Source organism: Paenibacillus sp. 01T424, from assembly GCF_056398745.1.
Genome location: NZ_JBFTPZ010000068.1, coordinates 15701 through 33105 on the forward strand (window position 1 = coordinate 15701; position 17405 = coordinate 33105).

Sequence of the window (17405 nt, forward strand, 5' to 3'; positions counted from 1 at the left end):
GAAGCCTTGATGCTGCGCGGTTTTTGTCGTTTTACGCGAAAATCTTTTATTATTCTTTCATCGCAGCCTATTAGACTTAAGCTTAAGTGCTGTTAACGTTGCCGAACTTGGGCTCTATCAAATACAGAGTAAGCTCTTAAGCCAATTGGCGAAGATGGAAGGGGAAATCATTGTGAGGAAACAAAAAGTTAGAATGTTAAGGAGCCTGCTGCTCAAGTGGATGATGATTACTAGCGTAGTTGTCGGTCTTGTAGCTCCCGGCATAGGCAATGCGAGCGGGCAAGCCTTCGCAGCATCTGCAATTCCGGCTAAAGTGCCCGCCGCATTCTCAGATTTAGCGGGCCACTGGGCGGAGAAGACCGTCAGGGAGTGGGCAGGCCAAGGTTTAATTGAGGGTTTTCAGGACGGAACCTTCAGGCCAAATCAAGCTCTAAGCCGGATTGAATACGTAACGCTGGTCAACCGGCTATTCGCGTTCAAAGGAGCGGGGACTAAGCAGTTCACGGACGTCGCTCCGACCGCTTGGTATGCATTGCAAGTGCAAGCAGCCGCGGAAGCAGGGTATATAGAAGGTTATGGCAATGGAACATTTCGGCCAGAGCAGAAGCTAAGCCGGGTAGAAGCAGCTGTTGTGCTTTCGCGCCTTGTGCCGGTAATAGGAAAAGTCGGGGCTAGCCTGCTCAGCGAGTTTAAGGATGAGGCTAGCATTCCGAGATACGGACGCGATGCATTGGAAGCCATTGTTGAAGCGGGCTACATAAGCGGGCTTGCGGACGGCACGCTTCGGCCGGTTCAGCCGATGACACGGGCGGAAGCCGTCATGATGCTCGATAGAGTGCTGAAGCAATCAACTAGATCAGCAGATGGAATAACCGTTAACGCAAAGGTTCTTGAAACAGGCGGCACATGGGGCAAGGCGCAAGGGAACTTTGAAGTCGCTGGCGACTTAACCATTGAGGCTCCAGGCACAACTCTTCGCAATGTGACGATTAAGGGAAATCTCACTATTGGGAAAGAAGTCGGCGAAGGAGATGTGTTTCTTAAAGGTGTGAAAGTGCTTGGCAGCACGTTTGTAAACGGCGGCGGACAGCACAGCGTACATATTGATGATTCAGAGCTAGCAGCTGTCGTCGTCGACAAAGCAGATGGAAGAGTTAGGGTTGTCATCGGTGGAACAACGATTATAAGACAGCTGGATGTGCAATCGGAGGCGAATATTGAATCTCCGATATCTGAAGGCAGCGGGATAGAGGGAATTACGATCTCCTCTTCCGGCGAAGTTATTTTGTCCGGCAAGTTTAAACAAGTCGAGGTTAAGAGCGATGTGCAGTTAACCATTGCTTCGGGATCTGTAGAAAAATTAACCGTTAGTGAGCAGGTTAAGACAGCAACCATTTCACTTGCGGAAGGCGCCAGCGTTAGCAGCATGGAACTGCATGGACCAGCGAATGTGAAAGGCAAAGGAACGATTGAGAAAGCAATTGTCGATGCTCTGGGAGTTGTTTTTGAGAAGGAGCCTGCTCAAAAAGAAGTAACCGAGAAAGGTGGTTTAATTGGAGGTGGAGCATCCGGGGGAACTGGTTCGCCGGGCGGGCCAACGGGTCCAACTAATACACCTAAACCAACCGATACACCCAAACCAACAGAAACGCCAAGACCAACGGATCCGGTTGATGTAACAGTAACCGCGACTGCGGGTCAAGCAGGAGTGACGGGATTCAGACTCGCGTTCAGCTCGCCAGTACCGGGGCTCGCCGCAACACATCTGACACTGAAAAACGCTGCGAACGGAAACATTACCATTGCATCAGTGGCTACGCTTAACGGAGGCAGCTCTTACTTTATTACAGCCGCTCTCACGGAGGGCGAGTCTTATAAGCTGACGATAGCTAAGGCTGGGTTTCAGTTTGGATCTGAGATTTTATTTCAAGTTCCGAAAACTGATCAGCCTGCCATTTCGGTTGCAGCGTCCGTATATGGAATCAGCAAAGCGGGATTCTCATTGCTGCTGAGTCCGTCGGTTGTTGGATTGACGCAAGCTGAGTTTATACTCAAACACGGCAGCGAAAGCATCGCAGTAGGTTCCGTAACGGAGGGTATGGGCGGCAGCGCTTATGATTTATCAGCGTCACTTGCCGAGGGTGAAACGTATTCGCTTACGGTTGCCAAGGAAGGGTACCATTTCGGCAGCGCGGTATCGATATTCGTGCCGATTACTGATCCAGAGGTTGTATCAGTGGTCGCTTCAATATCCGACGTAAGTACAGCTGGCTTTACAATGAAGCTGGATACTCCTGTCGCGGGGCTGACAGAGGATCATTTGTCATTAGCCTTAAATGATCTAGGCACTGAGATTGGAGTGTCGGAGGTTACTACTGATGATGACGGTAGAACTTATGCTGTCAAAGCGGAAATGGCCGAAGGCGAGACATACTCACTAATGATTAAGAAAGCTGGATACAGCTTTGGCGCGGCGCTTATCGTTGCGGTTACCCCGCCCAGCAGTATTTCTGTCCATGCGGCCGTTAGCCACATCTCGACATCCGGCTTCATGCTGGAGCTCGATCGTACCGTCCCAGCTATCGATGCTCTAAGCTTTATTTTAAAGAATGCTGCTGGAGCGGACATAGGCATTAATATGCTAAGCGCGGTATCTATCGGCAAAGAGTATGAAGTGTATTCCTCCCTAACGAAAGGCGAGACGTATACCTTATTGCTAAATAAAGAAGGTTATGCTTTTGGCAGCGAAATTGTCTTAAAGGTAGAACCTTCCCCAATTCTATCAAGTGTAGAGTGGGTCAATCGTCAAGGCTTTCAGTTGAAATTCCCAAACGACACGGTCGATTTGGCTAATGCCTTGATCACAATAGAGGATGGAAATGGGAAATCGCTTGCTGTCTCTTCTGTCCAAACGAACGCGGATGGGCATTCGGCTATCCTATCGACCGATTTAATGGCTGCTGGGAGCTATCGGTATAGAATTGATGTGGATGATGACCGCTATACGGTCGGTACGCTTATCGTTCCAGAGAAGATAGCCGTATCGAAACAAACGGCGTTTGATCCGTCCAATGCAGGGATTATCGTTCACTTCAGCATACCAGTCCCAGGGTTAACAGCAGCTGCGTTTTCCCTAGCGAATACAAACGGTGATCAAATTGCAATAGACAGTATATCCACCCTAAATAATGGTAGCAGTTATTTCGTTAATTCGGTGACCATGCAGTATCAACCCTTAACACTAAAAATAAGCAGTGAGGGTTATGACTTCGGGAATAGTGTAAACGTTGTTCGGACAACCATCAACCCTTGGTATATAGGCGCTGGTCCAAATAATGTCATGGTTGGGCTTAACCCGAATATAGCGGGTTTGACCGCCAATGATTTCAAGGTCATGGATGCGCTGGGGAATGCGGTAGCCATAACGAATGTCGTGTGGGACCCTCAGCAAAGATTTTATGTTGTCTCTTATAACGGTTTGAGAGGAAAACCATATTTTATTAGCGTTGTACGTGAGGGCTTCGACTTTGGTTTACCGAAATCGGTTACGCTCGCGGAGAAGAACACAATAACTGACATTTCCTATACTGGATTCACCTTTGTTCTTAATCCTCCTGCTTCTATTGATACGGTCAACGGCTTTGTTCTCAGGCGGGCCGACGGAAGCAGCATAAAACTCCGCTCTGCAGTGACAAGCGACGGCGGTTGGAGTTATCGGATTGCTGCTGATCTGACTCCTGGTGATTACGTACTGAAGGTCAGTGCGACAATGGATCAGACGATTTATAACATTCATGTTCCGGTCGTTACTACCATTTCGGCGGATCAGATTGTCGATTCGGGACTTCGGGTTAAGCTTAGCTATGCCTTTGCGGGGTTATTGCCCGGTCAGTTTCTTCTGACTCGCAAGAGTACAGGAGAGCGGGTAACGGTACAAGACGCTGTGACAATGGATGGCGGTCTTACCTACAGGTTGAAGGCTGACTTGCTTGGCGGCAGCTATAACCTGAGTCTTCCTGGTCATCTTCCATCGCAGGGGATCGACTTTGAAGCCGGAGAAACAATCAACGCGGGGAAAGCGACCATTAGCAAAATAGCCATGAATGGCTTTGATCTGACATTTGAACAAGCAGTTCCTGGATTATTGCCGGCTCATATTCAATTAATAGATAATCAGGGCCATGGGGTTAGTGGACTGGCGTTGACCACCACCAACGGAGGATTATCCTATCGTGTCAGTGCAAATTTGATCAGTGGTCGTGACTATACGATCGCCTTCCGCAAGGATTACGTGAAGTTTGACGGGCCGGCGACGTTTTACGTCAATCAATTGGTCACCGGGGTTATTACTGACGTCTCCAAAGACGGGGCAGTAGCGGTTACTTTCTCTACTCCTCTAAGGCAAATAGAGTACGGACAGGGTCTTGCGGTAAAAGATGAACAGGGCAAACGCTATCACCCAAAAACGCTAGTCATGTCTGCCGATGGAATGAACTTTGAGATGTCTTTTGGCGGTACGTTTGCTTTGACACGCGGACAAACATACGCCTTTGATATTGAGGTGGATGGTTATTCGTTCAGCCACCTAACCTTTACCTTGCCTTCCGAAGCAACCGTTGCCGGATTTTCTGCTTCGGGTGTTACCGTACATTTTGACATTCCAGTTATCGGACTTGGGAAGAAAAATTTCGTCATTCGGGGAGCTCAAGGGGAAACGATAAACATAGCTTCGGCGAACACAATGGATTTCGGAAGCAGCTATGTATTGGAAGCAGCGCTGATTCCTAGTAAATCGTATACCGTTCTGGTAAAGCCGGATTTGACTTATCAACGTTACGAGCCAGTATCCTTTGTGTTTACCAAGCTCATTACCGCTTCTGTATCCGAGATGAAGAAGGATAGCTTCAAACTAAGCTTTAGCGAAAAAGTTGCTGATTTGAAGCCAGCCGACATTATTTTGCGAAAACCAGACTGTCAGCAAATTCCGTACACGGAATACTCTTTATCAACAAAAGATCAGGGTTTAACTTATCTGGTGGCGATCAGAGCTGCGACTGGTGCAAAATATTCACTTGAGCTGAACCGAAGTGAATTTACGCTAGCGTCGCCGATCACGGTGGATATTCCCGTAATAGGCTCACTTCAATTGAGAGGTACGACGGCAACGAAGATTTATGTTGATGTCTACCCGCTTATTTCAGATTTGACTGGGGACAACTTTAAGCTGACAGACAGCAAAGGCCGGCCAATCGGATTTACGCTTCATTACGAAGGAGACGCATCCTATTCTCTCATTGGCGATTTTAATGTATCCGAGACATATAGCTTGGTCATCACTTATCCGGGATATGACTTTGGAAATCCGCTGACCGTTGGGCTGAAGGTTCGTGCCGATGCGATACTGTTACGCCAGTCGCAGCAGGGATTCACCATCTATTTCTTCCCGTCGATTCCGAATCTTCAAGCCGCAGACGTGAAGGTTAAAGACAATAACGGAAATACAGTAGCTATTGAATCCATCCAGACGAGTGATGACGGAGCCAGCTATACGGTTACGGTTCCTTTAAAAGGAGGAATCACATATACCGCTACTGTAGAAAAAGAGGGCTACATGTTCTCTACGCTCGACAAGATTACACTAAACTCAAGATCCATTTCGGCCGTGCAAGCAACGGCTTCGAGAGTCACATTGCATTTTAAGGAACAAACGATGTTAAATACTTCGGATATTCATATAGTGGATGAGAACGGGGTAAACGTTTCGATTCGCACGAACGTGTCAAACGACGGAGGTTATTCGTATGAGCTAGGCGTCGCAATCGTTCCTGATAAGGTCTATTCGGTGTTCATCTCAAAAATGGGCTACGACTATGGTGATCCGCTAGCTTTCTCCATTCTCTCTGTAGGCGTTCGTTTTGGCGGGATGATTAGCGGGAACAATCAAGCTTTTATATTGCATTTAGATCAGCCAGTTCCTCATTTACGAATAAGTGACTTCCAGCTTAAACGTGTGGAGGGCGGTACAAAGGCAATTACCTCCGCAACCACGAGTGATGGGGGTAATAGCTACCTAATTGAAGCTGAGTTTTGGGGAGCGGAGCAGTACACAATCACCGCTGCCAAAGCTGGGTATGATTTCGGAAGCGGAGTTGTGGTTGACGTTCCAATCATCGCAAATGCTGCAGTGCTAAGTTCAGGCGCTTCGGAAATTGTCATTGGACTTAGCCCAGCTGTACCGGATTTGGATGTAAGCCATGTGGCTATCACGGACGAGGAGGGCAACCGGCTTACTGCAGCTTCGGTCATTACGGAGGATGGCGGACTAACTTATCGGATTAAAGCCTCTTATAAAGGAGGCAAAACTTACTCTTTTGCGCTAAGCAAGAGCGGGTATGATTTTGGACAAGCGTTGTCGGCTTTGCTTCCAAGCGCGATTTCGGTGACGGTGGAAGGCGCTGCCGAGTCGGGACTTGTCGTCTCTGTTGCACCGGGACTAAGCGGACTGTCTGCGAGCAGCTTCGCACTTAAGGATGCCGAGGGCAAATCGGTAATTATAAAAGCAGTAACAACAAATAACGGTGGAAGAACGTACACATTATCCGCAGCGCTTGAAGGCGGGAAAACGTRCAAACTGATTATAACAGCAGCAGGATATGATTTTGGAGCGGTACTGAACGCTTTTGTGCCGGTACCAGTAAATCCAACTCTATCAAGTGTCAGTAAAGATGGGTTTAACGTGCTGCTTGATTCGGCTGTTCCGGGCTTGCGTGCAAGTGACTTTAGCTTGCGTAATAGTCAAGGTGTTGCGATTGCCATCGCCTCTATTACAGCCGAGAATGCTGGTATCGAATATGCGGTACATGCCTCACTCGAAGAGGGAGCGGCTTACAGTCTGACTTTAACGAAGAGCGGCTACGCATTCAGCAGCGGACTTCCGGTTCTTGTTCCAGCTGCGCCTATACCGGAAGCGCAGGTGCCGATCCGTATGACAGCAAGCCATATTACAACTAACGGTTTCACATTGGAATTAAGCAAAGCAGTCCGTAATATGGATCGCACATGGCTTACACTGCTTGATGAACAGGGTCGAGGAATTGGATTCCAGCTTGTAAATCCGAACGGGAACAACCCAGATGCGCCAGATGCAGGACGAATCTACAACATCATTACTCCGCTGTCAGCAGGTGTGAATTATAAGCTGATTGCTCAAATACCGGATCGTGTGGTGGAAGGACCGCTGGATGTTTATGTTCCGATGACGGAATATCCGAAAAGTTTAGCTGCTGCTAGAAACGGCTTGACGGTCACTTTCGTTGGAGCGGGTCCAAAAGATCTGCAGCCGGAAGATGTGAAGCTCTTGTCTAAAGATGGGACAGAGGTCACAGTCACTGGAGTGACAGCGGGTGCAGAGACAGGGTCGTTTTTAATTAAAGCGAATGTGGTTGAAGGGCAAACGTACACCGTAGCTTTTAGCAAGCAAGGCTATATCTTTGCTGGGCAGGAAAAATTAAATGCCGCTTATGTGCCGATTGTTATCTCTGCAACGTTTGTTCGAGTGAATGAAAATGGATTTAATCTGCTCCTTAGTGCTCCGATAGAAAATTTGAATATCGAAATGCACAATGGCAGCGCAGTCTGGTATCGCCCAACCTCTGTTTCAACGCCGGACTTTGGGCAAACCTACTTTATTAATGAATATATCGGATATAACAAGGAGTTTAAGCTTCGTCTGAGCAAGGACGGGCATGACTTTGGAGGGGATATGATCATCAGCAACGTGAGTACACCTCCCGAGCTGATCGATGCAGTGTCGAGTGAAAACGGAAAAGCCATTACCCTGACCTTTGATAAGCCGCTGGCTGTTGTTAATTCGGGGTCAACGTTTTCTGTGAAAATTAACAACCAATGGCAAAGCGGGGTTATGACAAGACTGACCTCCGATGCTACGAAAATCGAGTTGACTTGGAGCAGCAGCGGGGCGGTTATCAGTTCGACATCGACGATAGCCGTCGCTTATAGCGGAATCAACCGGGTCAAGGCAGTCAATCAGACGTATTTGGCCACTTTTGGAGAATTCCAGGTAGCTAATGTCGCTACCCTGGATGGTTTCCTGCAAAGCCATTCCACCCAGTACGATGCCGTTTACCCTGTGCATGTACTGCGGGTTGATTATGGCAAGACTGCGTTAGAATCATTAAGACTACTACGGCAAGCTGGATTTACCCCAGCGAACTACGCAAAAGCGGTCAAGAAAGAATATGGTTTGGATTGGAGTGCATTCATCCGCCTATTATACGAAATAGATACAGATGCGCCTACGTTGTTTCAGGCTTTAAGCGCGTCGGGTTATATTTCCAACTATGTAAATCTGATACCGGATTTTGTCACAGCTGGCTATGAAGCTGAAGACATTGCACTGCCGCTTCGTAATCTTGGCTATCAGCCTCGAGATATAATGGCGTCGTTTAAGCTAGCCGGAGTAACAACCGCTTCATCCGCCTATGTTCTGCGTTATACCTATGCGGAAACTGGCGGAAACGCCGCTGTGGCATTGAAGCTAGGCAAGTACAGTATTAGCGAGATTAGGGATGCTGTTCAATCCGTTTACGGCTTAACGAACGAGAGCACCATCGAAGCTTTGGCTGCCGCGAAATTCACGGCAGCAGAATCCGCAGTTGTCATTAAAGAGGCTTATGCCGCATCTAGCGTAGATAATGCGAAACTGCTTGGCAGTGCTGGTTATCCTGCTAACAATATAGGAATTGCGCTGCGAGACCTGTATTCATTCAGCGACGTCAACGAGGCTGTTCTGACTTACTTGGGAGCAGGCATTGAGATAGGACAAGCTTATGTCATCTTAAAAAGCACCTTCGATAAGCAACAAACAGCTTCAGCTATGCTGGCGGCAGGTATTGCTGCTGCCCAGGTCGCCAAAGGTATTCAAGCCTCCGGCGATGGTGCAACCGTTATTGTTGGCGCTATGAAAAGCGGATCATACGGGATCGGTGAAATTGCTAGCGCCGTACTCGGCGCATGGGGTTCCGAAGCGGCTGGACTAAGTGAGGCTATGAGAGGGTTTACGGATCATGGTTATGACATGGAAAGCAAGGCGGGATTGCTTCGAGAAAGCTTCGGGGCTGATATCGCTACGACCATCAGCGTACTGTATCCGGGGGTGAAGGGCGACCAAAGAAAGACGATGCTGTTGTCATTAATTCGCGCTGGTTATGAACCTGCGGAACTTACGGCTTATATTCTGAATAATCGAATGGCCAGCAGCCGTTCGGAAGCTCTGACGCTGCTGAGGCAGTCGGGTATGTCTACCGCGCGAGGATTAAGCACAATTCGAAATGCCGTCATTCGCGGAGGCTCGTCCTTCACAATGGAGGATGCGGTGGAAGTTATCTTCCGCAGCTATGACCGCTTCGAGGCTGGAGATGTATTACATGCGCTTCGAACGACTTTTGCAAATGATGAAACGGTAAGCATGGATGCCACTACTTTGGCCCGTTCGCTCACAAGCATCAAAAGCTGGGAGAAGCTAGCCATAGGTCAAGCTCTAAAAGCTCAGTTAGGCTTGACGCTGCAGCAATGGGTAGAGCTTGAAAGGACTACTGCATTTGATTATTTTAAATGTCCTTGCAGTGTATCAACGGTTGTAAAGGACTCGCAATATTTGTTCCCGGGAACGTCAATACAGGAAGCGACAGTGGCGATGAGCCTCTCTAGCTTCTATACGCTGGATGACATTATTGAAGGAACAATTAATCTTTACCCTACTGGCGGAGTACGTGCGAAAGGATTGCCGTATTTGACCGCAGCGCTAAAAGACTCGGGGTATAAATTTACGGAAATTGCACAGGCATTTGAAGCGCGGGGCTGGACGGAATGGATTGGGGCTTTCAGCAAACAAGGCATAGCCGCTAGTGAGGTTGCTGCCTATCTGAACCAACGGACCGAACCGCTAACGATAGGGCAAGTCATCACACGCCTTGCTCCATATTCGGTAAGGGATATTGCATTAGTGCTTAGAACGGAATACGGCTTGCCATTCTCAGAGGCGTCTGCGCTTCTGCTTGTCAGCTATTCGTCAGAAGAAGTAGGTACTGCCATCGCTTCTGCTTATGGCGGAGACCCTCTGACGATTTGGATCAAAGTGCTGAAGGAGCAAGGCGCAACGGCCATTTCTGTCATCAATACGCTGGGTGCGCTGTATCCGTCTTATTTTGACTCAGGCAAGGTTGGGCCGGCACTGATTAAGGGTGGATATTCGAAAGAAGAAGTAATGGAAGGACTTCTCATCCACACTCGAAGAATGGGTAATATGAAATCCACCATAGCGATTCTGCAGTCTTTGTACGGACAAGAGCAAGTGACGATTGCTGGTCTGCTTGACGCTTCGTCCAGCAAAGAGCCTAAGGACGGTATTGCATTTCTTAGAATGAGCGGTTATTCCTTATCCGTTGTTGCTCGCAGCCTGAAAGATTATTATCAGCTTACCTCCAGCGAAGCTTCATTCTTGCTTGCAAAAGAATATCCTAACGACATCGACGATATTCTGCTTGGCCTCGCTTCCTTATACGGTCAAGGACTTGATGAAACAGTTGCAGGCGCGTTGGAGCAGCAAGGAATCACGACCTTTGGTGAAGCGGTTAATTACCTGTACGTCACGGGCTTCCCGATGAAAGATATCGTGAGCGTTGGAAAAAACCATTTTGGCCAATCGGCTGGGGTGATCGCGCTTCGCTTGTCAACGGTATACTTGTCGTCAAGCAATGTGCTCATCCAGGCAGTAGCTTCGGTTTTTGATCAATCCGTTGAGTTAACGATGTATCAGCGGCAGGCAGCAGAAGGATCAGAATCCTTTACCAGTGGAATTGAACTTGCTTATAAGGCGCAATTCAGCTTAGTTTCGATCGTGAAGATGGCGAAGGACGGTTATGGTATTTCATCGGGTGCAGCTCTTCAAGCACTGCTGGATACTGGCCGGTATCGCCAGAGTGTCGTGCTTTCTGCTATATCGAATGTTTACGGCAGCTCACAAAACGCAAGCATTGTTGATTCTTTAGAGGCTCAGCACCTGGTGACATTAAAGGATGCAATACCTTATCTGACAAAGATGAGATTCAGCCTCCGGGATATGATTCAGGTAGGAAAAGATTATTACCAGCTCGATTCCTCTAAAGTGGTACAAGCCTTAATGGATGGTGCAGTCGATGAGGAGAGTCGGATTTTGGCGGAAGTTTCTGCTGTTTACGGTTTAGCGTTAGAGCAGGTTACGATTCAGGCCATGATCGATCTGGGCATCGGAAAGTTGGCGGATGCGATTCCACAGCTTAAGCTCAGCTACAGCTTGCGGGATATTATCCGAATTGCCAAGGATTATTACCATATGACAGCAGGTGAGACACTAGCCATTCTCTCCGAAACAAATGGATATTCATTTAATGAGCTAGTAGCAACTGTATTTGAAGTTTACGGAAAACCGATCGAGGAAAGCTTATCCAGCCTGCTTAAGAAGAGCAGAATCTATACGCTGGAAGAGGCTGTTCCGCTCCTGAGAGGCATGGGCTATACGCTCCATGATATTGTGGGCGCAGCTAAGGATTATTTTGGATTTGCAGCAGACAAAACGTTAACGGTTCTAACCGCTCTCCAAGTGGACAACGAAAAGGTTATTGAAGTAACGGTAGCTGCCGTTTATGGGCAGTCATCAGAGTCTACGGCGCTGCAGTATCTAGAAGAAGGGGGAATCACGGACGCAGCAGCGGCCATTTCTTACTTGTGGAATTCAGGCGTTCCGATGATAGATATCGTACGCGTGGTTAAAGGCTTTTACGGCAAGACAGCCGGCGAAACCGCAGCATTGCTAATTGGCAGTGAGCTGTTCGAGCTGAACGTCATTCTGAGCAGCGTAAATGCAGTGTACGGACAAGCGGTGAACGGCGCTTTAATCGAAGTAATCAAAGCAGGTGGAGCAACATCAGCTGAAGCTATGGCGGATCAGCTCTTGCATGCAGGCTACCGCATGGAGGACATCGTTAAGGCGAGTAAGGAGCAATATGGCAAGACGAGAGAAGAGGCGCTTGTGATTCTTCAGGGACTTGCCGTTTATCAAGAAGCAGCCATTCAATCAACGCTTAATAAAGTGTACGGAGAGGCTTTTGCTCCGGTGAGCATTATCAAGGATGTCCTTAAGCTGAAAGGTGTTGCGACGCCACAAGGAGCGGTTGTGTTCTTGCGGGATGCCGGCTATGAGATTAAGGAAATTGTCCAATATCTTAGGTTTGACTATAAACTCGACTCAGGAGCAGTTACTGAATTGCTTTCTCCCTATTATCCGGCGGAAGTGATTGGACTTGCTATAGTGGGAGTTTATTATACCAACACAAACCTAAGGGTATTGGAAGATATTTTCCCGGCAACCACCGCATTTGTGCCACTCAATGTTGTGCGGTTTATGAAAGCCAAATTCACTGTCGCGGATATCGTACTCGCTATGAAGCTGTTATTTCAAATGGATGCAGCAACGATAATGGAAACTATTCCGGAAACCTTAATTCCGCAGGATCAGGTACGGATGGCCGCAGGTGAAGTATTCGGCGGCAATCCGCTAATTGCTTACCTCGCCCGTATGAAGTCGAAAGGAACGGACGCCGCCGGGATTGCTACCGAGCTTGAACGGCAAAACCTGCTTGGTCCTGATCGTTCCGGATATTTGATCGACACGTTATTGACGCTTGGTTTTGATCGAGCCAGCATTATCCGTGCTTTCTATATGTTCTTCACGGCCGGCAGAGGGACGGCAACAACAATCGAGGAGCAATCGGCGCTGTTCGTCAAGCTGGGGTATTCAAAAGCGGGAGACATCATTGACGTTCTGAGGCAGAATGGGTACGTAAACAGTACCAGCTATGCATATCGCGTATTCACAACCGTCAAGATGACTTTATCGAGCGTTTCTATGGTCGATATTGCGAAGGAAATGAAAAATCGCGGTTATGACGGTAGAGAAATTTTGAACACGCTGAATCGGTACGATGCGCGAGAAGATTCGATCTTTACACTTCTGAAGGAGTATGGTTATAACGCAGAAGAGGCGCTTCGGTACATGAAAGAGCGGACGCTCGAAAATAAACTATATTGGCTGCATAAAAACGGATACGCTGTCGGTGAATACTTAAAATACACCTTCAATTGGGATAACGACACGATTTCTATTTTGAGGCAGTTGGACATACCTTCCACCGACCTCTCGAAGGCTTTGCACAGCAGTGGCTACAGTCTTTATTATATTTCCAAGTTCTTGTACGACGGAGGATTCAAGGAAATTGCTGAGCTTACTAGAGCGTTGCTGGCGGTAAACGCCCACGTACAATGGGTTCCTTACAATTTGCTTGAGCTGGGTCACTGGTCGCTTAAGGAGATAGCCAAGGGGATGCTTGATTCTGGGCTGATCACTCTCGTAGAGCTTAGCGATGCCATACGGATGGCTAACAACAACAACTTGGATGAAACGTATCTGATTATTAAGGAAATATCGACACGTGAGCAGCAAGCTTTTTACGATGATCTGTCCAGTGCGGAACGCATGCTGCTCAGCAATAATGAAATTGCCATTATCGTTACATTGACGACTCTTCGGGGCGATAGAGTAAGGATAGGTGAGGCGACTAAGCTAATGCGAAACACAGAGAGAGTGGACTATAAGGACTCCGTCATTATGACAGCTCTTTCTGGATATAACGTCCTCGATGCTCTTGATGCGGTATGGGATGTTTATCGCTTTGAAATTGGTGTCGCTATTCTTAAGACGATGATCGGTCAGACTTGTACGAAGGTACTTACGGAATTCAAGGATTACTACAGGCTGGGAAATCTGGTTTACAAGATCGTATCAAGAGTGATGAAATAATTTATTCAACCCATGATGTAGAATATCGCAATTACTAGAAAGCACCCTTTCAAAGCCATTTATCATGTATGGCTAGATAGGGTGTTTTTCTTATGATTTAGTTTCGCCGCTAACGTAATTAATTCTACTCGAAGAATAGTCTGTTTTTCCTTTAGTTGACAAAATCTATCCTTCACCTTAAATTGAATATAAATACATTATATCGTATAAATATTCATTAGAGGTGAAATCATGACTCATTTATTATCACTAAGAGAGTACGACGCGGACACCATTCACTCCATCATCAGGCAAGGAATCGAGATAAAGAACAGCCCAGAACGCTATTACCATGCTGCAGAGCGTAAAGGTCTTCTTATGCTTTTTCAGAAAACTTCTACTCGTACGAATCTATCGTTTCAATCCGGGATTAACCAAATGGGCGGATACTCAGTCGTTATGGATTGGGATTCCAGCAACTTCAGCATTTCCCCTATCCAGTATGAAGCGCAGTATGTATCAAGAAATTGTGATGTGATTATGGCGAGATTAAAGAAACATTCCGATGTGCTCGAATTAGCGAAGTACTCCAAGGTTCCCGTCATTAATGGCTGCTGCGACAAATATCATCCTTGCCAGGCTCTTGCGGACTTGATGACAATCTATGAAGTCGCTGGTCATTTTGAGGGAATAACGCTTACGTATGTCGGAATTCATAACAATGTAGCCAATTCGTTGGTAGCAGGCTGTATGGCGGTTGGCATCAAGCTTTTATTAGTTACTCCGATCATTAATAAGCCATCTTCGGATGAGGAGCTTATGCAAAAAGCTTTTCAAAGTGGATTTGTTGAAAAGGTTGTTGATTTGCCTAGTGCGGCAGCCAGATCTGATTTTGTATATACGGACACTTGGATTGATATGGAGTTTTTTTATGAAGACCACTATCAAGATGAGAAGAAGCGAAGAATGGAGGAGATGCTGCCTTATCAGTTGAACAGAAGCAATCTTGCAGGACACTCGCCGTATCTTATGCATGACATGCCTATTCATCCGGGCTTCGAGATAGAGGAGGATTTAGTGGAGTCGGAGCGTTCCATCATCTATCAGCAAGCTGAGAACAGGATGCATGTTCAAAAAGCGCTGCTTATGCATTTACTTAAATAAAGTTATCAAAAAAGCTCATCCACGCATACTAAGCGCAGTTGAGCTTTTGATTTTTTTTTGGATGGTCTCAAAATGAGCCATGACCGGCTATGATCTCTTTAACCTGCGTCATTGTATCATTAAAGCGGGTGTCATCATGGTTCCATATGACCACATCAGCATGCTGCATATACTCGCTCTTTAGTTCAATTTCCTCCGCGCGTTGCACCCTTTTGGCGATTTCCTCAGGCATTCCGCCTCTTATTGCCAATCTTCTTTTAATGGATTCAACATCCGCACCTACATAGATCGCAATCACATGATCATACCGCTTCTTTAAAGCGAGTACGCCAGCAAGGTCCATTACAATATGGGCATTCCTATTTTGATCGAATACTTCTTCAATGCTGGATTTTAGTGTACCGTAATAATGCTCGTTGTATCGTGTCCATTCAATAAAGGCATCTGCACGAATGTGATTTTCAAACTGGCTCGTTTCCATAAAAATATAATGAATCCCGTCTGACTCATTCGGCCTCGGGAGTCTGGTTGTTGAAGTAATAATTTTTTGAAAGCCGCTAAGGGTCAGCTCTTTCTGGATTTCGGATTTACCTGAAGCGGAAGGGCCATAAAATGCGAATATTTTCCCCAAACGAAAGCTCTCCTTTATGAATTGTTCAGCGATCTCTTCTAATAAAGACCATATATTGTTAAAATGTTTCTAAATGACAAGGAGCTGGGAGCGAGCCTATGATTCTCTATAAACATTCTTCAAATTCATTTTATAATGATACGGATATTCAAAGGCATATTAATATAGAAAATGCGAAGCAAAGAATTTCAGTTCGGGATGACTTTGAACGTGATTTTGGCAGAATCATTCATTCAGCAGCTTTCCGTCGCTTACAGTCCAAGACGCAAGTGATTGGGATCAGCGAAGGAGATTTTCACCGAACACGGCTTACACATTCCCTTGAAGTATCTCAAATTGCAAGAGGAATTGCCACAACCTTAAATGAAAAAAACAATATTTTTAAAGAGACGGAAAGTAAAATAGATATTTCTCTTATTGAGGCAGCTGCTTTAGCTCATGATTTGGGGCACCCGCCATTCGGGCACCAAGGCGAGCGTGCATTGAATAAATGCATGAGCGCATTCGAGCTAAACTTTGAGGGGAATGCGCATACGTTCAGGCTTTTGACGAATACGACTAGCGATGGGGACATGGAAACGGGCCTTGATTTAACAAGAGCTGTTTTATTGTCCATTTTGAAATACCCAGCCAGCATGAAGCAAGTTAATAATCCCGAGATCACGGGCAAACCGCCTAAATGCAGTGTTTTTGAAGAGGACGAGCATGTATTTCAGTGGGTGATTGAGAGCTTTTCGCCTGAAGAGAAGGCTTATTTCATGCAAGTTTCCGACTTGCAGGCTGGTAAACATAAGAAGACTTTAAATAAAACGTTTGAATGCTCTATTATTGAGCTCGCAGACGATATTGCTTACGCAACCTATGATTTAGAAGATGCCTTCAAGCTTAATATGATCAAAATAGATGATCTATGTGTGGTAGCAAATAAGCATAAGCATATTTCATCCRCTAGAATTGCAGAGTCTTTACGGGTTTTTATGGAGAATAGCGGGGAACGGCATAAACAGACGAAGCGTTTTTTCGCTGATTTGGTTTCTGGATTCATACATGAGATTACGGTTGTTGAGACCCAGCCTGCATTCTCCTCCAGCCGGTTGCGCTATAAGGCAGTAATTACTGAGGATGCTATGGAGCTGCTGGAGGATTTGAAGAAGCTGGTCGAAACGCATGTGATCTTCTCACAGAAGGTTCAAACCTTTGAATGGCGCGGCGGTAAAATAATTGAAAAGCTCTTCGATGCGATGTTCAATGATCCAAACCTGCTTCCAGAAGATAAAAAGCTAAGCTGGCATGCAGCTGATGATCGGATGAATGCCAGATTGGTTTGCGATTACATTGCTGGAATGACAGATACCTATGCATTAAAAATGTATTCTCGTTTATATGAAGCTGCTGGAGGCAGGTTGTTTGATATTTAATTTGAATGGTTATGAGCAGACGTTCAATTTTTTCTTATCTATTAAGTGCTAGGCTGAAACAGCTGCACGCAAGCACCTTCCTCTAATGAAGGAAGATGCTTGCGTGGTATGAATAATGGAAGCATCCTAATTAGAAGAAGAGTAAGACTATAGAACATAAATCTCGCTATATTTAAAGTTTATAAACTATTTTCAAAAAAACACTTGCATTACTAGACGAGTACATGGTATATTCTATTTCTGGCCGAGAGACACACGCGGACAGCAAGCAAAACAAGCATGACAAACGAAAGAATAG

The 17405-nt window shown here is 46.4% G+C and carries 4 protein-coding genes; 3 read left to right on the plus strand and 1 reads right to left on the minus strand.

Annotation, left to right across the window (positions count from 1 at the left end; genetic code table 11):
• The first annotated feature begins 172 nt into the window (after positions 1–172).
• Positions 173–13915: an S-layer homology domain-containing protein gene (locus tag AC1DPK_RS31795; RefSeq protein ID WP_477512754.1), complete on the plus strand. Its 13743-nt coding sequence runs from the start codon at positions 173–175 to the stop codon at positions 13913–13915.
• 231 nt (positions 13916–14146) lie between these two features.
• Positions 14147–15058 carry a Rossmann-fold NAD(P)-binding domain-containing protein gene (locus tag AC1DPK_RS31800; protein WP_477512755.1) on the plus strand — a complete coding sequence of 304 codons (912 nt, stop codon included), beginning with the start codon at positions 14147–14149 and terminating at the stop codon, positions 15056–15058.
• Positions 15059–15125: 67 nt separating this feature from the next.
• Here the strand turns inward: AC1DPK_RS31800 and AC1DPK_RS31805 are convergent, their stop codons facing one another.
• Complete coding sequence (locus tag AC1DPK_RS31805) at positions 15126–15689, minus strand: guanylate kinase (protein ID WP_477512756.1); 564 nt, start codon at positions 15687–15689, stop codon at positions 15126–15128.
• A gap of 98 nt (positions 15690–15787) precedes the next feature.
• Here AC1DPK_RS31805 and AC1DPK_RS31810 point away from each other — a divergent pair, with 98 nt between their 5' ends.
• Positions 15788–17107, plus strand: coding sequence for an anti-phage deoxyguanosine triphosphatase (locus tag AC1DPK_RS31810; protein WP_477512757.1), 1320 nt, complete (start codon positions 15788–15790; stop codon positions 17105–17107).
• Positions 17108–17405: the final 298 nt, after the last annotated feature.

Bases quoted from the DNA above. Each gene is read 5' to 3' on its own strand.
- AC1DPK_RS31800 (WP_477512755.1), top strand. From the start codon at position 14,147: ATGACTCATTTATTATCACTAAGAGAGTACGACGCGGACACCATTCAC.